Here is a 16,796-nt window from a genome sequence, read left to right on the forward strand (position 1 = left end):
AAGGGAAATCAGCGCCGGCCGGTGAGGCGGCCGTCGGAGGGACGTGACGGCGTAGCCGCGATCGAGGCGTCGAGGAAGAGATCCGTCAGCGCCCAGACACAGGAGTCGAGCAGGTCCGGCGACTTCTCCTCGGCCTCGGACGCACCGACGTACGTCGTCATCTGCTCCTCCAGCACGGCGAACGTCCGCGGTGAGCCAGCGTGGCTGATGCGCGACTGTTCGTACAGCATCGCAACCGGCGCCGCCCGGGCGCGCTTGCCGCGGGTGGCGTGGACGACTCGGGACGGGACCGTCGGGTCGACCTCGGCGAGGAGGGCGGGGAGGTAGTCGCCGCCGTTGTTGGCCTCGATGACCACGCAGTCGGCCTGGTGCTCGTGGTACAGCGCGGCGGCTCGGCGCATCGCGGCGGTCGGGGTGTAGCGGTCCTGTTCGGCGTGGAGGAGGTAGCCGCGGGGGCGGCGGTCGCCGTACATCTGCTCCAGCGGGTAGGAGCGGCCGGCCACCGTGAAGGCGGTCAGGTCCGCGCTGTCCGTCGTCGTCACCGCCGGGTCGACGGCGACGACCAGGCGGTCGAGCGGTGGGACCGCGGCGCGGGCGACACGGAAGCCTTCCACCTCGAACATCCACTGCTTCCAGAGGGCGCCCTCGACGTCCTCGAGGAGGACGCCGTCGAGTTCCTGCCGGCCGAGGCGGGTGCCGCCGTACTCGGAGTCGAGTTCGGCGAGGGCGGCCGGGGAGAGGTTGGCGCGGTTGTCCTCGGTGCGGCCGGTCGTCAGTACGACCGTGGAGCCGGGTCGGCGGCCGCGTTCCACGATGCGCTTGACGTGCGGCAGGGGCTTCGGCGTGGTGGAGATGACGACCTGCGGGCTCGGCGCCTCGCGCAGGCAGAACCAGAGCATGTCGTACACGGACTGGGCGGTGTGGCGGTTCCAGGCGGCGTACTCGTCGAGCCAGCCCTTGTCGAAGGCGAAGCCGCGCAGGTTGTCCGGGGTCTCGGCGCCGAAGCCGTAGATCGCGGAGCCGTTCTTCAGGCGGAGGGTGGTCAGGCCGTTGCCGGGGCTGTAGCGGCGGATGTCCTCGGGCGGGATGACCGCCAGGAGGCCGGACTTGGGGGACTCGAAGCAGATCTCCTTGACCAGGGTGGCGTTCTTCGCGACGACCGCGACCATCGTGCCCGGCGCCCCGGCCCACGTCCGGACCGCCTCAGCGGCCGACTTGGTCTTGCCCCAGCCGCGGCCCGTCAGCATCATCCAGGCCGCCCAGTCGCCTTCCGGCAGACGTTGGGTTGCGCGGGCGTGATGGTGCAGCCAGCCCTCGTGGGGCAGACCGTCGCAGCCGGGGCGGTCGCAGGCCCAGCGGCGCGCCGAGGCGGCGTCGGCCTCGACGAGTGCGGTGATCTCGGCGTGCAGCTCGGCGTCGGACATGCCGGCCGGGTCCGGGAGCCCGGCCAGCGGATCGGCGGTCACCTCTCCTCACCGCCCGGTGTCCCGATCCGTGCCTCGAGTTCGCGCCGCAGCTGCTCCATCCGGGACCGGCGCTCCTCGTCCGTCAGGCCGGACACGTCCGCGGGTTCCGTGCCCGTGGCCCGGCCCACGGCGGCCTCGGCGAGATCCATGCCGTACGCCTGCCGCTCGATGCGAACCGTGACCTCCAGCCAGCGGATCACGTCCGAGGGGCTGAGGCGGGACGGGTCGAGCTGCTGAAGCTGAGCGACGATCTTCGACTGGGCGGCGGACGCGAGGCGGGCGTGCCGGCGGGCCACCTCGCGGGCGGCCTGCTGTTGGTCGGCGCGCCAGAGGCGGTCCTGTTCGCGGTCCCATGCCTCGGCGCGCAGCACCCAGCGGTGGGCGGTCGACCAGCGTTCGATGAGCGTGCGGGACTTGGCCAGGCGCTCTGCGACCTTGCTGATGCTGCGGGACAGGCCGAGGTCGCGGTAGCAGGCGAACGCCTCCCACGCGGCCGCCGATTCGCCCGGCTGCCGCTCCCATGCCTCGGCGCTGTCCGCCATCCGTCCGAAGATCTCCTGCCGTGGTCCGTACCCGCCCTTCCGCCTCCTCCCGGTGGCCGGGTCCTCTCGCTTCAGCTCGTCGTGCTGCGCAGCCCTGGATCGAAGAGGCCGAGGTGTTCGAGAAGGTCACGGCAGTCGGCGCCGGTGGCGGAGCGGGAAGCGACCTGGAGGGCGGCCTTGCGGCGCACGGAGTCGGGCAACGGTGTGACGGAGACGGTGCGCTCCCAGGATGCGGAGTCCTTGGCAAGGTTCACTGCGTGATCCCTTCTCGTACGTCGTCGGGCTCCAGCTCGCCCTCGAGGAGTCGGGCGAGCTGGTCGGCGAGGCGGAACGGCTCGTCCGCGAGGTGCTCGGTCAGAACGCGGGCCAGGCCGGCGGCTGTGCGTTGCACGGTGGTCAGGTGGTCGATCTCGGCGTGGAGCCGGTTCAGGTCGTCGGGGTGCGGGGTGCTCACGGGGTGGCTCTCCGGAAGTTCGGGGGCAGGGTGGCGCGTCGGCGGGCGGGGCCGAGGACCTCGAGCACGGTGGGCAGATCCCGAGGGCGCCATACGGCGACTTCGAAGCCGCTGTCGGCCAGATGGGACAGCCACTCGCGCTGTGCGGGGCGTATGCGGCCGGTGTCGGTCTTGAACTCCACGAAGAGGGTGCGGCGTTGGCCGACGTGCCCGAAGACCTCGTCCGGCCAGCCGGGATCCGAGCGACGGGAGTCCGCCGTGTGGTACTGCAGGCGCCAGCCGTAGCGGGTGGCGATGTCGCGCACCTGGCGGCGCCACTGCTCCTCGCTCGCGCCCGCGGCCACGCCGGCCGGGTCCGTCGTCACGGGGTAGCGCTCGGCCTCCAGCCGGGCCAGGGAGCCGTACCTCTCGGTGAGCAGCTTGCGGTACAGCTGCTCGTTCGCCGCCCGGACCGTGCTCACGAGGCACCCGCCAGGTAGTCGGCGGCCCACAGCTCCAGGGCGCGCCACCGCTGACCGGCGGCGATGTCGCCCTCACGCTCCATGTGGTCGATCGCCCGCTGCACGACCGCCGCGGCGTCGGCCGGCATGGTGCGGGTGGCCAGGACCGTCTCGATCGGGGCGGTGCCCTTGCGCTTCGCGGTCTGCTCGTCCGGGTCGTACCAGCCCTCCGCCAGTTCGCCGAGGTGCCGCTCCACGACCGAGAGGACGATCGCGAACGCGGCGGCGACGTTGCCGATGTTGTGCGCGCCCTTCACCGAGTCGAGCGTGTCCAGGACCTGCTCGTACTGCTCGATCCGAGCGAGCCAGCGGGCGTCGGCCGAGGCGGCCTTCCGGGCCGCCTCGAGCGCCTTCTCCGCGGCCTCCTTCTCCTCGGGCAGGAACACGATCTGCACGGTCGCGAAGTCGAGGTTGGCCTCGGCTAGGCTCGGCACGGTGACCTCGTCGAGCAGGTCGAGGGTCTTGTCGTCCAGCCCGGAGTACAGGCGCATGGAGACGTCCTCCAGCTCCTCGTACAGGGCCTTGAGCGTGGCGGGGTCGTCCTCACCGTTGATCGCGTTGTGGGAGAGCTGCAGCGCGATCTGCTTCTGGTGTGGGAGGGGGTCGGTGATCTCCAGCCAGAAGATCGACGGAAGGCCGGCCTCGACGGCGGCCTTCGTACGGTGGTTGCCGGACAGGACGATGCGTCGGCCGCTCTCGGTGTCGTGCCACACCAGCGGCGTCGACGTCAGGTGGCCGTCCTCGCGGACGTTCGCCACCAGGCGCTGGAACTGCTCGTGCCGCATGAAGCGGGCGTTCACGTCCAGCAGCGTCAGATCACGTGGGTCGCCCTCTACGACGCGGGGCTTGCTGAGCTGGGTCACCGGGGCAGGTCCTCCGCGAGTCCGTCGGTGATGTGTCCGTGCTTGCTCCTCCACTCGGCGAAGCCCTCGGCCAGCGTCCAGCGGCCCAGCTCGCCGGCGTAGTCGAGCTGGTAGCGGTGGGCGGGGTCGGTGGAGTCCTTACGCGAGTTCAGGCGCAGCAGGCCGCGGTACTTCATGGACACCGGCCGGTGCGTGAACGCCGTCGTGTTCAGCCGGGTCAGGCGGGTGTTCATGGTGCGCTGGGCGAGGAACTGCGCCTCGGTGGACAGCGCCGCGTACAGCACTAGCTTGGCCAGCCGCCCGTACGACGTCGGCGCGACCGGGAAATCGGAGAGCAGGTACACGTTGTGCGGGTCGTACTTCGGCGTCGAGAACGCGAAGGCGCCGACCACGACGCCGTCCACCAGCACCGCGAGGGCCATCGTCGGCGTGCCCGGGCGGATGTTGTGGTTCATGTACTGCGACCGCAGGGTTGAGAACTGCCCCATGGTCAGCGGGGCCAGCGTCAGCGTCTCGCCGAGCCGTCGGCCCGGTACGAGCCTGGGTGCGCGTACCGGCTCCAGGCGCTGGTGGGGGCGTACGATCCGCGACCGCGGCACCGACGAGTAGACGTTGACCGGCAGACCGCGGTTGGCCGTCTGCACCTGACCGCGCAGGTGTTCGCGCAGTTCGTCGACGTCGACGTGCAGCCCGAGCACCCAGTGCGGCCGGTCGGTGATCCGCTCGACCAGCGTCTGCTTCGCCGCGTCGTCCAGCACCGGGTAGTCAGGCGCCGGCCAGTCCAGGTGCTTGTCCAGGGCCGCGAACTGGCCCTCGTAGTCGCCTGCGTAGAACGGAGGGAACGCCACGACGGGGGCCTCGTCCGGCACCTGCTCTGCGAGCCACTGGTTCACGTCCATCGGCGCGTACGAGGCCAGCCGCAGCGGCAGCGCCTCGATCTTCGCCACGGTCTTCGCGTGCAGCTGCGGGAACTGCTGCCGGTACGCGGCCAACATCCGCCCGTAGTACGGGTGGTCCTCACGTCCGGTCCACTGGAGGAAGCGGGAGCCGAGCAGCACCACCGCGAGGCTCCCCGCCCGGCCGTCCATGTACGGGGACACCCAGGACAGTTCCTCCGCGGACTCCTGGCGGACGGTGATCGGTAGCTCCTGGCCGGACAGGTACCAGCCGATCGCCGACGAGTACAGCTGCACGTCGCAGCCGTGGAGTCGGAAGCCCGAGTCGTGCAGGACGCGTTCGATGGTGAAGTTGCCCGAGCAGCCGACGTAGACGTCCTCCGCCCGGCCGCGCCAGGTGGCCGCGTGCTCGTGGATGATCGCGCGCAGGTCCGCGGGGACCGAGCCGTGGAACAACGCTGCCTCCCCTGCGCGGAGTCGGTGAGGGAAAGGACGCGGGCCCGGAGGAGCAGGGGGCTGAACCTGCCGTGCCGGGCCGCCTGGGAACCAGGAGGCGCGGGGGACGCCTGGAGGGGGATGGTTCCTTGGCTGGTCGGCTCCGCACCACGTGCCTGTGCGGACGCGTCCTCGAGCGCCGGGCCCGACTCGAACGGGCTTCTCCCCACCGGAGGCGGGGCGTGCTGCCAGGTGCACCACCAGCGCGTGGTGAGGCGACCGGGAAGGAAGATCGTCTCACCGGATGTGAACCGTACCAGACTTTTCACTGTCACAACACATGTGGCGGGTGCAGGAGCGCACCCGCCACATCAGATGTCGAGGGCCGTGACCGCTATGCGTCCGCGTCGTCGAGGTCCAGGATGCTCAGCGTCCCGACCGGGCACTCAGGCTGCGGTTTCGACCTCGCCCTCGCCTGACCCGGGCCAGGCTCGAACAGTTCCATCTGACCCGGCGGCGCCGGCCGCGGCCGCGCCGGGGCCTCGAAGTCCTCACGCCTCATCTCCGCCCAGTTGGGTCTCCGCTTCTCGCTCACAGCAACGTCCCCTGCTCGTACTCCGGCCCGAGCGGCCCGAGTTCCCTCACCTTCGCGCCCGTCCTCTCCTGCCACCACTCGGCGAACATCCGCCGGTGGCACCACTGGCCCGACTTCGACAGGTCCTCGAAGCACAGCAGCACCAGCCGTGGATCCCCGGCGGCCACCGCGATCTCCTGGAACCGCGAGGCGAAGAAACCCACACCATGCCGGTCCAGCTGCCCCAGGTAGGCCGGCTCGTACACCGCCCGCGCGGCCCCGAAGTACTCGCGGCTCGGCGCGGCCTCCCGCACCTGGTACTCCAACGAGTAGGGCAGGGTCCACCGCGGGGCGCCCAGCGTGATGCGCACCGGTACACCCATCGACGACTCGAAGCCCTGGTACCTGTGCGTGAACAGTTCGAACACATCGCTCCTTTGCTACTCACTGCGTCGCGTGATCGAGATTGTCAAGTAAATTCTATTTCACACTTGATCGACCGTCAACTGTTTCACATCAGGGCCCTACGCTCGAGGACCCCAACCCTCACCCCTCTGCCGCCCCACCTCGTCGGCGCGGAAACGCCTGATGGCCAGGAACCCAGGGGGCTCCCAGCCATCGGCTCTGACGGAGGTGACCGTCAGGCGGCCACTTCCAGCTCATCCTCCGTCGGCACCTCGGCCTCCACCTCGGCCAGCTCCACCTCGGTGGGCTCCTCGGCTTCCGCCTGAGACTCGACCTCGAGCTCCGGACGCACCGTCAGCTGCTTCGCCTCGGACATCGCCTTCGCCTTCCGCAGCTTCTTCACCGCCTCGGCCGCCGCCTTGCGCACCCGCTCCACCGCGTCCAGGCGCTTGCCGACCTCCCCCTCGAACAGGTCCGCCAGCTCGGACGGCGTCAGCTTCGCCAGCTCGTCCAGCAGGGCGCCGGCCCGCTCGACCTGATCCACCTTGCCCTTGGCCTGCTTGCGCTCCGTGGCCTTGGTCTCCTTCTCCTTCTCCGACAGCTCCTTCTCGGAGAAGAAGCCCTCCTGGTTCTCCTTCATCCGCAGGGCCTGCGCGAACGTGGAGGCGTCGGTCTCCGTCTTGAAGTCGCCCTTCATGTACCGGGTGACGGCGACCTTCTGGTTCGCCGGCGTGAGCTTCGACAGGTACCAGGCGAAGTCCGCCTTGATCTTGCCCTCGGAGACCAGCTCCGCGATGTCCGTGGTGAGGTTGAGCAGGTCCATCCGCCACCGCACGTAGTCGGTGGTCTTACCGAACATCTCCGCGATGCCCTCGGCCGTGTACCCGAACCCGACCAGGTCCGCGTACGCCTGCGCCTCCTCCATGAGCGTCATGTCCGCCCGGCCGATGTTCTCGGAGATGCCCATCACGAACGCCTTCTCGTCGTCCACGCTGCCGACGATCTTGGCTTCGATGGTGGTGGCACCCTCGACGAGGTGCATTGCCCGCCAGCGACGCTCGCCCATCACGATCTGGAACCTGTCGCCGGCTGGCCGGACCACGATGGGCTGGAGCTGCCCGACCGAGCGGAACTGGGCCGCCAGCTCCTCGAGCTTGGCCTCGTCGAAGAACTTGCGGGGCTGGTCCGGGTTGGGCTCGATGTCCGCGAGGGGGATCGCGGTGACCTGGACGTTCGCCTCGTTGACGCTCATGCTGTCGACTCCTTGCGCTCTCGATCCCTTGGGGGAGTTCTTTGAGGTGATGACTAAATACTATGATCAAACGATCTTGAGCGTCAAGTGTTATTTAGTTTGATGGGTATGAGGATGTCAGGCGAGATCCGCCCTTTCCTGCACAGGCGCCTCCGCCTCCTCACTCAGCTCGACGTCGGCCCCCATGAACACCTTCAGGAGCTCCATGTCCCGCCAGTCCCCCACATCCGCCGCCCACCCCTCCTCTGACGGCAGGGAGAGGCTGCGATGGGACGAGGTGTCGATGGCTCCCATGGAGTTGCCCTTCGGCGACAGGCGTCGTCAGGAATGCGGCAGCCCTGCCTGTCCCGGAGCGTGTAGCGCGCCGGATTGCGTCACCTGGCAGCTGACAGGAACAAAACCGCTCACTTGCGCTACAGATCCAACACATCTGCTTCACGGAATGTCAAGGATCTTTGGCGTGAGGGGAGTTGGCCCACCAAGGATCTGTGTCCCGTGGCTATCATGTGGCCCGTGCGCCGGTTCGACAGGAGAGATGCGCGTGTCACGACCTGACGCTGTGTCCGTGGATGAGTGGTCATTCAGCGCCCGGATGCTGAACCTGCTGTTCGAGGCGGCCGCGACCGCCCGCAACGGCGTTGAGTACACCAACTCCGAGGTCGCCAACGCGATCAACCTTCGTGCCGGCAGGCGCGTGATCTCCGACGAGACGATCCGGAAGCTGCGGTCACCAGGCGGCCCTCAGCCGTCGTTCGACAAGGTCGCGCACATCGCCGCCTTCTTCCAGGTGCCGTTGGACGCCTTCAAGGAAGGCACCGCCACCTACGAGGCGGTCGCCGCCGAGGCGCACAAGGTCCTGGAGATCCGGCGGAAGCACACCGAGACGGTGACCCGCCAGGTGGCCGACGAGTCCGAGGGAATCCAGATGCTGGCGCGCAGCGCCCGCCGGTTGGACGCCCGCGGCCTCAGGCTCGCCATGGAGTTCGTCTCCAGCCTCCAGAAGATGCAGAAGCCCCAGGACTGAACCCCCGACCCCTCCGAATCCAGTGACCACCCTCCAGTTACCGACCTCCAAGGGTGTTGACCACTCGTGTTGAGGCCCTCAGCCCGTCGACGCTGTGTCGAAGCAGTCGACGGCTTCCCGATCCCGTATCCGCTGACGATCGAGACGCTCCACCAGGCCGCCGTCGATCACCATGACCGGCCCCTGGTACTGCACCGCGATCCGTTTCCGCCTGGTCTCCAGCGCCCGTGCGGCCTCTGGTGGCCCACGGAGGACGCGGACCACATCTGGGTGGCTCCCGAGACGGTCGGCGCTCAGGCGGTCCACACCTACGCCCACGAGCTGGGCCACCAACTCCTCGGCCACCCTCCCCTTCCTGTCGTGTCGGGTGACGACGCACAGCCCCGGCTCCCGGAACCGGAGGAGGCGGTGACCTTCACCTGGCTGTCTCCGGCGTTCCTCGACGGCGACCTCCTCGGTGTCCGCACCCGGTCGCCGCACCATCGCCGGGATCCTCTGTACACCGAACGCGAGGACGAGGCCGAGTCCTTCGCCCTGCTTCTCCGCCGGCGCGCCGAAGCGCGCAACGCCGGCCGACACTCCGATCCGCTGCTCGACCGGCTGCACCGCAGCCTCTGAGAAGAGACGACCGACGACAGGTGAAGACCTCCGCATGATCAGAGACGACGTCATCGCCTTGTGCACCATCGTGCCGTTGTGGACCTGGTGCCTGTTCCGCCTCGGATACCTCCGCGGCACCCGAGGCCAGCGCGAGCTGTGGACCGTCCTGGCGGTCCTCGCCTTTGCCGCGACCCTCCGACTGAACCGCCTGGAGCACGGTGTCGCCGAGTGGACCGGTGTCGGCGACCTCGCCGTCCTCGTCAAGCACCTGGCCGTGATGCTGAGCTCGGTGCTGCTGTGGCGCTGGGTGGACTCCGTCGCAGCCGTCCCGGGACCCCGCCGGTGGTGGCAGAAGCTCACGACCGCGCGCCCGCGCGCCGTCATCGCGACGGCGGCCCTCGCCGCGGTCTGTCTGATGTTCCCGTTCACCGCGCCTTCCCTCATCGAAGCCGGCGGTGATCGGGACTTCATCGGGGCGCAGGTGGGCCATCCGGTGGGGACCGCGTACCTCGCCGCCTACCTCGGCACCATGGCCCTGGCGCTCTCCTTCTCCGGGGCCCTGTGCGCGGTGGCGGCCGGAGCCGCGCGGCGCACGGGACAGCGGATGTTCAGCGCGTGCATGCGTCTGATGTCCCTGGGCTGCTGGATCGGGGTCGGCTACTGCTTCTTCCGCGGCAGCTTCCTGGTCTACGGCCTGGCGGACGCCGCCTATCCGATGTCCATCGAGGACGCCGACGAGGTGGCCAGTCTTATCGAGGTCGTCTCCATCGGCCTGATCCTCGTCGGCGTCTCGTTCCGCGGCTGGGACAACGCCACCCACCTGGTCCGACGCCGACGCAGGCTGATCGCGCTGCGCCGGCTGTGGCAGGAACTGGTCTCGATCCTTCCCGCCGAGGCCATCGTCCGCGTGCTCGCCGAGGCACCGTCCCGGTTCCGTGACCGGTACGACCTGCGCGGCCTGTGGAACCGGCTGGACCAGCGGGTGCTGGAGATCAGCGACTCCGCCCTCGAGGTCCTGCCCTGGATCGACGCCAACCTGCCGCGGCGCGCGGCGGAAGCCGCCCGCGCCTGCGGCCTCACGGCGGACGACGCCGAAGCCGCGGCGCAGGCGCTGTGCCTGCGCACGGGCCGACGCGGCTGCGCGGACGACGAACCCCGCGTCGACCGCCCCCTGGCCGTCCCCTTGCTGAGCATGGGCCACGACCTCGACACCAACGCAGCCTGGCTCACCCGTGTGGCCGCCTACTACGACTCGCCGCTCATGGACGTCCTCGAATCCCGCCTCGCCGCCCTCAGGGAGACAGCGTGACCACGATCCCCGCAACCGAGAACCGCACCGCCCGAGCGGTCACCGACGGCCTGGAGCCGAAGAACGTCATCCTGGCCGTGTGCCTCGTCCTCGGGGCCGCCCAGAACGACATGCTCGTCGGCCTGGCGTGGGCCGTCCACGCCATCGTGTTCGCCGCGGTGATCCCGATGGCGTACATCAAGTACGGCATACGCTCCGGGCGCTGGCAGGACCGGCACGTCGGCCAGCGGGAGAGACGCCTGCACCTCATACCCGTGATCATGGCGTCCGTCGGCATCGCCATCGCGGCCATGGTGATCTGGGACGCGCCCGCGCAGATGACCGCCCTGGTGGTGGCGATGCTGGCCACGCTCGGGGCGATCCTGCCGGTGACGGCGTTCTGGAAGATCAGCGTGCACACCTCGGTCGCAGCCGGGGCGATCGCGATCCTTGCCGTCGGCGTCAGCCCTGTGTGGGCCCTGGCCTTCCCCCTGGTCGCGCTCATCGGTTGGTCGAGGGTGGCCCTGCGGGACCACACGTTCGGCCAAGTGGTGGCCGGCACAGTACTCGGCGCCCTGGTGGCCGGCGCCGTGTTCGCCGGGCTGGCCTGAGCGGTCCTCGTGTGGGCGGTCTCGGCACCGCCCACGCGCACAGGCGCTATCGCCAGAAGATCTCGAACCGGGCCTCGTCGAACCTACGGGACCCACGCACCGTCGCCGGGCCCACGCGCACCTCGCGCACGGTGAGCTGGACCAGGTTCCGTCGCTGCTCGCGGCCCGCCGTGTCGTTCCACCAGGTCTCGACGCCCTGCGGCGTCAGTTCCGGCAGCTCCTCGAGGGCCTTGCCCCGGCGTACGGCCGCCATCGCCTCACCGCGCCGCTTCTCCAACGCGGCCTTCGCCGCCCGGAACTCACCCAGGTTCAGCTCCTTGGCACCGTACGCCCGAGCCAACTCCTCCTTGTGGCCCCTGAGCTCCTTCTGGAACCGATCCGCCTCCCGGGCCTCCGCCGCGAACCGGTCGCGGATCGCGGCCAGACGCCTGAGCTGTGCGGGGCTGGCAAGCCGGGCCACGACCCGCTCGCCGACGTACTCGTCCAAGGGCTCGGCGGAGATCCGTACCTTGCCGCAGCCCTCGGTCTCACAGACGTATCCTCGCCCGCCGTTCGCCGTGGAGCGGGCCACCAGCGGCTGCTTGCACAGGACGCAGGTCGCCGGACCGCCGGACAGGTAGTGCACGTGCTTCGGCTTGCTGCCCTGGCTCCTCTGGTTCTCCTGGAACAGCTCCTGCAGCGCGTCGAACGTCTCGCGGTCGACCAGCGGCTCGGCAGGGCCCGGGACCAGCTCACCGTCGGCGTTCTCCCTCAGGCCGGCGATCGCCGGATTCCGCAGGCGGCGGCGCAGCGTGGTCGGCGACCACGGGCGCCCCGAGACCGTTGGTCCCGCGTTCTCCGTCATCCACTGCGTGGCCTCCGTGAGCGTCGCCTTCTCCTCGACGAGAAGCCTGGCGACCGCCACCAGATAGCCGGCCTCCTCCGGGACGGCGGTGACCCCGTCCGTCTCATGGCCGTACGCCCTCATGCCCTCTCCAGCCCGTGTCCCCCCTGTGCTCCCCAGTCACAGGTTATGCCATAACCGACCATTGTCACCCCGACATGTGGGGTATCTGATGCCCTGGTCAGGAGGAAGTACGGGGACCCTACACGCCTACTGACAGGTAGAGACGTCATACGCGTGGGAGGTCAGGGGGCGTCCTGGTGCGGCCTCGACGAAGGCAGGTCTCCCCCGCCGCACACCAACAGGCCGGGCGCCGACACCGCGGCGCCCGGTCCGGCGACTCATTCCGGGGCCACGCCCAGCACTCTCCACAACTCGGCCGCACTCACCCTGTACTTGTTCCCCACCCTAATCACCGGCACCGGGAACTCTCCGTCGCGGACCATCCGGTAGGCCACGGTCCGTCCGACTCCGAACGCCCGGCCCGCCGTCTCGACATCGACCGTCACGGGCAGTGACAGAAGCTCGTCACGCGTCACGGCTTCACCGCCGTCCAGCACGTGACTCCCGTGTCCTGAACGTACATAGAGGTGCTCCTCGTCTCCCCCCGCACGCTCCGACCGGAGCCTAAAGTCCCTGGCACCGCGCGGACAAGGCCGTTAGGCTCCGGCACCTTTTGGCACGAGAAGGGGGCTCGACGCATTCATGAGCGTCACCACGTACAAGCGCTGCACCTGCAAGGGGCCGCGCATCGACCGCGCGGGCAAACCGGTTCTCAACGACGACGGAACCCCGGTCATCGGCGCACTCGGCGACCGTTGCCCGAAACTCAAGCAGCACTCGCACGGCTACTGGTACTTCTACTTCTCCATCCCGCAGCCCGGCCGGGATCCCGTCCGTGTCCGCCGCGGCGGCTTCAAGTCGAGAGCCGAAGCCAAGACCGAGGGCACGCGCCTGTTCAACGAGTCCTCCGAAGGCATCCACGTCACGAACGACGAAACCGTCGAGCAGTACCTGCGCCGCTGGCTGGAGGCCCAAGCCGGCCTCAAGAGATCAACCGTCAACAGCTACCGCGGACACATCGAGAACCACCTCGTCCCCCACCTCGGTGGCATCAAGCTGACCGAGCTGAGGGCCCACCACATCGACGTCATGTTCCGCGCGATCCGTGAGGCCAACGAGAAACGTCAGGCCGACCGCCTGCGTGTCCTGCAGCTCCAAGCCCTCCGAGACGAGGCCCACACGCGCTGGAAGGCCGCCCCCAAGCCGCACGGCGGCTACAGGAAGCGGACCGAGATCCGCGCCTTCCGCGCGCGCCTCAAAGCAGAGTGGCACCGGGCGGCCAGTGATCTGCGCGAGGCACGGAACGGCACCTCGCACCGCAAGGACACCAACGTCGCCACCCAGCACCGCATCCGCGCCACCCTGTCCAGCGCTCTCACCGACGCCGTACGCCAGAGGCTGATCACCACCAACTGGGCCCAGCTCGTCTCCCTCCCCTCCAGCAAGCGGCCCAAGGCCCTCATGTGGACCGACGCCCGGGTCGCCGAGTGGCAGCGAACCGGCACCGCCCCGTCCCCCGTCATGGTCTGGACGCCCGAGCAGGTGGGCCAGTTCCTCGACCACGTCACCGACGACCGGCTCTTCCCACTGTGGCACCTGATCACCTTCCGCGGCCTGCGCCGTGGCGAGGCCACCGCGATCCCCTGGACCGAGGTGGACCTCGACCAGGGCCTGATCAACATCACCCAGCAGATAGTCGCCGTCTCCTACGAGCCCTACACCGACACCCCCAAGGCCGACAGCGAGCGCACCATCGTCCTTGACGAGACCACCCGTACGCTACTCCTCGAGTGGAAGGCCCGGCAGGACGAGGAACGGCGCTCCCTCAGCGCCCAGGGCAAGTGGACAGAGACCGGCCGCGTCTTCACCTCCGAGGATGACGGCTCGACCTACCACCCCGAGTGGATCAGCCGCCGCTTCCGCCGCCTCGCCAAGGACGCCGGCCTGCCGCCCATCCGGCTCCACGACCTCCGGCACGAGGCCGCCACGCTCGCCCTCACCGCCGGCACCGATCTGAAGGTCGTCCAGGAGATGCTCGGCCACTCGACGATCACACTGACCGCCGACACCTACACCAGCGTCGTCCCCGCCCTCTCCCGCGCCGCCGCCGAGGCCGCCGTGGCCATCGTGCCCCGCGCCGGCCGCCAGCGGCCCCTGCGCGTCGTCGACGGCGGCGGCCAGACCGCCGCCTGACGCGGCCGTTCCACAGAAAGGGGAACGGGTTTCCTCAATCCTTCCTCACCCCACCCACCAAAAGGCGCAGAACGGACTGTGGCCCCTGGACCGAATCCAGGGGCCACAGTCATGTACGTCATGCGCTGTGTCCGGGTGAGCCCACCGTGTCGCTACGAAACTCCAGCTCACCGCGAGTCCACCGTGGACGCTGGCGACCCGGGTGAAACCTTCCTGCGTCATCAGCGTTGTGGTGGGGCGGGTGGGACTCGAACCCACGGCCGACGGATTATGAGTCCGCTGCTCTAACCGGCTGAGCTACCGCCCCATAACGGCGTGTCGCGTACATGTGTGCGCGCCGTCTGCCGCAGCATAGCCGGTCATACGATCTCCTGCCTCGGATGGTCGACTTCGCCGCCCGTGGGGACCGCGCCGCGGCCTGCGCGGATGCGCCGAACATGAAAAAGGACCCCGCCGGGGTCCTCGTTCAGCGTGCTCCCCCGACTGGACTCGAACCAGTAACCTGCCGGTTAACAGCCGGCTGCTCTGCCAATTGAGCTACGGAGGACCGAGCTCCCCCGACTGGACTCGAACCAGTAACCTGCCGGTTAACAGCCGGCTGCTCTGCCAATTGAGCTACGGAGGAATGCCTCGTTGCATCGAACGTGCCGACCTGGGTATTCGCCAGGGGGCGGACGCTCGCTGCGACACATACATTAGCGCAAGCAGGGGGGTGCTCCGCCAATCGGTTCCCCACCCCGGCACCGACGCCGCACCGAACACCCACACGAGGGAAGGCTGGCCGCCATGCGCTACAAGCTCACGTTCGTCGTCGGGCTGGCTCTGGGTTACGTCCTGGGCACGAAGGCCGGACGCGAACGCTACGAGCAGCTGAAGAAGTCCGCACGCCAGATCGCACAGAACCCGGCGGTCCGCAACACGGCGGAGTCGGCGGCGCAGCAGGGCCGCCAGTTCGCGGGCAAGGCGTACCAGGTGGTGAGCGAGAAGGTCGGCGACCGCGTCCCCGACTCCGTCGCCGAGCGGGTCCGCTCGCTGCGCGACCGCGGCGCCGGCGGCACGGCGTCCGACGACTGGGGCACCAGCGCCACCTAGCGCCTGTCCGGCGCGGGAGCCCGTGCGGCTCTGCGTGCTGCTCCGGCGGCGCGGGAAACCGCGCCCACCGGCCGCGACGGGTCCGCGGCCGCCATGGCCGGGCCGCCCCCGTGTCCCCGTGGCGCACCGCGGGTGGAGCAGCCGCGGCGGTGCGGCAGAATTCCGGCCATGGGGATAGTCGCCGGGTTGGACAGTTCACCCGCTTTCACTCGCATCGTCGTCTGTGACACGGACACGGGGGCCGTGCTGAGGCAGGGCTATGCGCCGCATCCGATGGAGGCCGTCGAGGGCGGCGGGCGGCCCGCGGACGTCGACCCGCAGGCCTGGCTGCTGTCCCTGGGAGAGGCGGCCGGCGGCGGGCTGCTGGAAGGCGTGCAGGCCATCGGCGTATCGGCGCAGCAGAACGCGGTCGTGCCGCTGGACGCGCAGGGCAACACGGTGCGCCCGGCGATGGTCGGCGGGGACAAGCGGACGCAGGTCGCGGCGGCCGACCTGATCGACGCCCTCGGCGGGCGGGAGGCGTGGGCGCACGCGGTGGGGAGCGTGCCGCAGGCCGCGCACCCGGTGACGAAGCTGCGCTGGCTCGCCAAGAACGAACCCGACGCCGCTCTGCGCACCGCGGTCCTCATGCAGGCCCACGACTGGCTGGTGTGGCAGCTGCTGGGGCGGCCCGTCCGGCGGACCACCGACCGCGGCGGGGCCTCGGGGACCGGCTACTGGTCGGCGGCCACCGGCGGCTACCGCCCCGACCTGGTCGAGCTGGCGCTCGGGCACCAGGTCATGCTGCCCGAGGTGATCGGCCCGGCGGACGCGGCCGGCACCACCCCCGAGGGGCTGCTGATCTCCGCGGGGACCGGGGAGACCATGGCCGCCGCCTTCGGGCTGGGGATCGGGCTCGGCGACGCGGTCGTGTCGCTCGGCGCCTCCGGGTCCGTCATGGCCGTCCACCACGAGGCCCTCGTCGACGGCGCGGGGATGATCACCGCCCTGGCCGACGCGACCGGCCTGCACCTGCCGGTCGTCACCACCCTGAACGCCGTACGGGCCCTGCGCGGCACCGCCGAACTGCTCGGGCTGGCGGACCTGGAGAGCCTGTCGGAGCTGGCGATGAAGTCCACGCCGGGCTCGCACGGGCTGGTGCTGCTGCCGTATCTGGAGGGCGAGCGGACGCCGAACCTGCCGCACACCGCCGGGACGCTGGCGGGCCTCAGGCGCGAGTCGATGAAGCCGGAGCACCTCGCGCGGGCCGCGTTCGAGGGCATGCTGTGCGGGCTCGCCGACGCGCTGGACGTGCTGCGCGGCCGCGGTGTGGAGGTGCGGCGGGTGTTCCTGCTGGGGGCGGCCGCCGCGCTGCCCGCCGTGCAGGCCGTGGCGCCGTCGCTGTTCGGCGCGCAGGTCGCCGTACCGCAGCCCGCGGACTACGCGGCGATCGGCGCCGCCCGGCAGGCCGCCTGGGCGCTCGGCGTGTCACAGGGCGCCCTCGACCCGCGGACCCCGCCGGCCTGGCAGGGCGCGGCGGCGCAGATCCTGGAGCCCGGGGAGGATCTGGCGGTGGGACAGGCGGTGCGGCAGCAGTTCGTGTCGGTGCGGGACCAGACCCATCCGGGGGCCTTCCGCCCATGAGGCGGCAAAACGCGCCGCTGACGGCTTAATAG

Annotated in this window: 19 protein-coding genes and 4 tRNA genes; 6 read left to right on the forward strand and 17 right to left on the reverse strand. The window is 70.1% G+C overall.

Annotation, left to right across the window (positions count from 1 at the left end; all coding sequences use genetic code 11):
* Positions 1-8: 8 nt before the first annotated feature.
* From ACH4ZX_RS12675 to ACH4ZX_RS12725, 11 genes are all read right to left on the reverse strand, one after another.
* Positions 9-1,466: a terminase large subunit domain-containing protein gene (locus ACH4ZX_RS12675; protein WP_398271517.1), complete on the reverse strand. Its 1,458-nt coding sequence runs from the start codon at positions 1,464-1,466 to the stop codon at positions 9-11.
* Positions 1,463-2,008, reverse strand: a complete 546-nt coding sequence (locus ACH4ZX_RS12680) for a hypothetical protein (protein ID WP_398271519.1) — start codon at positions 2,006-2,008, stop codon at positions 1,463-1,465. Before ACH4ZX_RS12680 ends, ACH4ZX_RS12675 begins: the two co-directional genes overlap by 4 nt.
* A 71-nt stretch (positions 2,009-2,079) precedes the next feature.
* Positions 2,080-2,262 carry a hypothetical protein gene (locus ACH4ZX_RS12685; RefSeq protein ID WP_398271521.1) on the reverse strand — a complete coding sequence of 61 codons (183 nt, stop codon included), beginning with the start codon at positions 2,260-2,262 and terminating at the stop codon, positions 2,080-2,082.
* A complete protein-coding gene (locus tag ACH4ZX_RS12690) occupies positions 2,259-2,462 on the reverse strand; it encodes a hypothetical protein (protein ID WP_398271523.1) in 204 nt (67 codons plus the stop codon). The genes ACH4ZX_RS12685 and ACH4ZX_RS12690 overlap by 4 nt, the downstream gene beginning before the upstream one ends.
* Positions 2,459-2,923 (reverse strand): VRR-NUC domain-containing protein, encoded by a 465-nt coding sequence (locus ACH4ZX_RS12695; RefSeq protein ID WP_398271525.1) that lies wholly within the window; start codon positions 2,921-2,923, stop codon positions 2,459-2,461. Before ACH4ZX_RS12695 ends, ACH4ZX_RS12690 begins: the two co-directional genes overlap by 4 nt.
* Entirely contained in the window at positions 2,920-3,825 is a 906-nt protein-coding gene (locus ACH4ZX_RS12700) for a ParB/Srx family N-terminal domain-containing protein (protein WP_398271527.1), read from the reverse strand. The genes ACH4ZX_RS12695 and ACH4ZX_RS12700 overlap by 4 nt, the downstream gene beginning before the upstream one ends.
* Positions 3,822-5,177 carry a hypothetical protein gene (locus tag ACH4ZX_RS12705; RefSeq protein ID WP_398271529.1) on the reverse strand — a complete coding sequence of 452 codons (1,356 nt, stop codon included), beginning with the start codon at positions 5,175-5,177 and terminating at the stop codon, positions 3,822-3,824. Before ACH4ZX_RS12705 ends, ACH4ZX_RS12700 begins: the two co-directional genes overlap by 4 nt.
* Before the next feature lie 174 nt (positions 5,178-5,351).
* Positions 5,352-5,423 (reverse strand) — tRNA-Arg (locus ACH4ZX_RS12710).
* Positions 5,424-5,747: 324 nt separating this feature from the next.
* A complete protein-coding gene (locus ACH4ZX_RS12715) occupies positions 5,748-6,158 on the reverse strand; it encodes a hypothetical protein (protein WP_398271531.1) in 411 nt (136 codons plus the stop codon).
* A 212-nt stretch (positions 6,159-6,370) separates the two neighbouring features.
* Complete coding sequence (locus tag ACH4ZX_RS12720; protein ID WP_398271533.1) at positions 6,371-7,387, reverse strand: ParB/RepB/Spo0J family partition protein; 1,017 nt, start codon at positions 7,385-7,387, stop codon at positions 6,371-6,373.
* A 117-nt stretch (positions 7,388-7,504) separates the two neighbouring features.
* Positions 7,505-7,681 carry a hypothetical protein gene (locus tag ACH4ZX_RS12725; RefSeq protein ID WP_398271535.1) on the reverse strand — a complete coding sequence of 59 codons (177 nt, stop codon included), beginning with the start codon at positions 7,679-7,681 and terminating at the stop codon, positions 7,505-7,507.
* Positions 7,682-7,952: 271 nt separating this feature from the next.
* On the opposite strand from ACH4ZX_RS12725, the gene ACH4ZX_RS12730 reads away from it, so the two are divergent.
* On the forward strand, positions 7,953-8,411 hold the full coding sequence (locus ACH4ZX_RS12730) for a hypothetical protein (RefSeq protein WP_398271537.1): 459 nt from the start codon (positions 7,953-7,955) through the stop codon (positions 8,409-8,411).
* 78 nt (positions 8,412-8,489) lie between these two features.
* Here ACH4ZX_RS12730 and ACH4ZX_RS12735 read toward each other — a convergent pair whose 3' ends face one another.
* Positions 8,490-9,083 carry a hypothetical protein gene (locus ACH4ZX_RS12735; RefSeq protein WP_398271539.1) on the reverse strand — a complete coding sequence of 198 codons (594 nt, stop codon included), beginning with the start codon at positions 9,081-9,083 and terminating at the stop codon, positions 8,490-8,492.
* On the opposite strand from ACH4ZX_RS12735, the gene ACH4ZX_RS12740 reads away from it, so the two are divergent.
* Positions 9,064-10,320 (forward strand): DUF6545 domain-containing protein, encoded by a 1,257-nt coding sequence (locus ACH4ZX_RS12740; RefSeq protein ID WP_398271541.1) that lies wholly within the window; start codon positions 9,064-9,066, stop codon positions 10,318-10,320. The genes ACH4ZX_RS12735 and ACH4ZX_RS12740 overlap by 20 nt on opposite strands.
* Positions 10,317-10,910 carry a phosphatase PAP2 family protein gene (locus ACH4ZX_RS12745; protein ID WP_398271543.1) on the forward strand — a complete coding sequence of 198 codons (594 nt, stop codon included), beginning with the start codon at positions 10,317-10,319 and terminating at the stop codon, positions 10,908-10,910. The genes ACH4ZX_RS12740 and ACH4ZX_RS12745 overlap by 4 nt, the downstream gene beginning before the upstream one ends.
* A gap of 46 nt (positions 10,911-10,956) precedes the next feature.
* Here ACH4ZX_RS12745 and ACH4ZX_RS12750 read toward each other — a convergent pair whose 3' ends face one another.
* Together ACH4ZX_RS12750 and ACH4ZX_RS12755 are read right to left on the reverse strand one after the other, a co-directional pair.
* The gene (locus ACH4ZX_RS12750) at positions 10,957-11,877 is read right to left on the reverse strand and encodes a recombinase family protein (RefSeq protein WP_398271545.1); all 921 of its coding nucleotides are present in this window, start codon (positions 11,875-11,877) and stop codon (positions 10,957-10,959) included.
* Positions 11,878-12,134: 257 nt separating this feature from the next.
* Positions 12,135-12,353, reverse strand: a complete 219-nt coding sequence (locus ACH4ZX_RS12755; protein WP_398271547.1) for a helix-turn-helix domain-containing protein — start codon at positions 12,351-12,353, stop codon at positions 12,135-12,137.
* A 145-nt stretch (positions 12,354-12,498) separates the two neighbouring features.
* Between ACH4ZX_RS12755 and xerC the strand changes: the two genes are divergently transcribed.
* Positions 12,499-14,049 carry a tyrosine recombinase XerC gene (gene xerC, locus ACH4ZX_RS12760; protein ID WP_398271549.1) on the forward strand — a complete coding sequence of 517 codons (1,551 nt, stop codon included), beginning with the start codon at positions 12,499-12,501 and terminating at the stop codon, positions 14,047-14,049.
* A 230-nt stretch (positions 14,050-14,279) separates the two neighbouring features.
* Here xerC and ACH4ZX_RS12765 read toward each other — a convergent pair.
* The 3 genes from ACH4ZX_RS12765 to ACH4ZX_RS12775 all read right to left on the reverse strand — a co-directional run bounded on the left by ACH4ZX_RS12765 (position 14,280) and on the right by ACH4ZX_RS12775 (position 14,674).
* A tRNA-Ile gene (locus ACH4ZX_RS12765) sits at positions 14,280-14,356 on the reverse strand.
* A gap of 167 nt (positions 14,357-14,523) precedes the next feature.
* Positions 14,524-14,596: transfer RNA gene (locus ACH4ZX_RS12770), tRNA-Asn, on the reverse strand.
* A 5-nt stretch (positions 14,597-14,601) separates the two neighbouring features.
* A tRNA-Asn gene (locus ACH4ZX_RS12775) sits at positions 14,602-14,674 on the reverse strand.
* A 161-nt stretch (positions 14,675-14,835) separates the two neighbouring features.
* Between ACH4ZX_RS12775 and ACH4ZX_RS12780 the strand changes: the two genes are divergently transcribed.
* Complete coding sequence (locus ACH4ZX_RS12780; RefSeq protein ID WP_398271551.1) at positions 14,836-15,141, forward strand: YtxH domain-containing protein; 306 nt, start codon at positions 14,836-14,838, stop codon at positions 15,139-15,141.
* A 168-nt stretch (positions 15,142-15,309) separates the two neighbouring features.
* Positions 15,310-16,764 (forward strand): FGGY family carbohydrate kinase, encoded by a 1,455-nt coding sequence (locus ACH4ZX_RS12785; RefSeq protein WP_398271553.1) that lies wholly within the window; start codon positions 15,310-15,312, stop codon positions 16,762-16,764.
* The last annotated feature ends 32 nt before the right edge of the window (positions 16,765-16,796 follow it).

The sequence above is a fragment of the Streptomyces sp. NPDC020490 genome (assembly GCF_044335305.1).
Taxonomy (GTDB): domain Bacteria; phylum Actinomycetota; class Actinomycetes; order Streptomycetales; family Streptomycetaceae; genus Streptomyces.

Excerpts from the sequence above, each read along its gene's own strand:
- ACH4ZX_RS12725 (WP_398271535.1), bottom strand. The coding sequence starts at position 7,681 with ATGGGAGCCATCGACACCTCGTCCCATCGCAGCCTCTCCCTGCCGTCA.
- xerC (WP_398271549.1), top strand. The coding sequence starts at position 12,499 with ATGAGCGTCACCACGTACAAGCGCTGCACCTGCAAGGGGCCGCGCATC.
- ACH4ZX_RS12735 (WP_398271539.1), bottom strand. The coding sequence starts at position 9,083 with ATGACGTCGTCTCTGATCATGCGGAGGTCTTCACCTGTCGTCGGTCGT.
- ACH4ZX_RS12680 (WP_398271519.1), bottom strand. The coding sequence starts at position 2,008 with ATGGCGGACAGCGCCGAGGCATGGGAGCGGCAGCCGGGCGAATCGGCG.
- ACH4ZX_RS12780 (WP_398271551.1), top strand. The coding sequence starts at position 14,836 with ATGCGCTACAAGCTCACGTTCGTCGTCGGGCTGGCTCTGGGTTACGTC.
- ACH4ZX_RS12750 (WP_398271545.1), bottom strand. The coding sequence starts at position 11,877 with ATGAGGGCGTACGGCCATGAGACGGACGGGGTCACCGCCGTCCCGGAG.
- ACH4ZX_RS12785 (WP_398271553.1), top strand. The coding sequence starts at position 15,310 with ATGGGGATAGTCGCCGGGTTGGACAGTTCACCCGCTTTCACTCGCATC.
- ACH4ZX_RS12720 (WP_398271533.1), bottom strand. The coding sequence starts at position 7,387 with ATGAGCGTCAACGAGGCGAACGTCCAGGTCACCGCGATCCCCCTCGCG.
- ACH4ZX_RS12740 (WP_398271541.1), top strand. The coding sequence starts at position 9,064 with ATGATCAGAGACGACGTCATCGCCTTGTGCACCATCGTGCCGTTGTGG.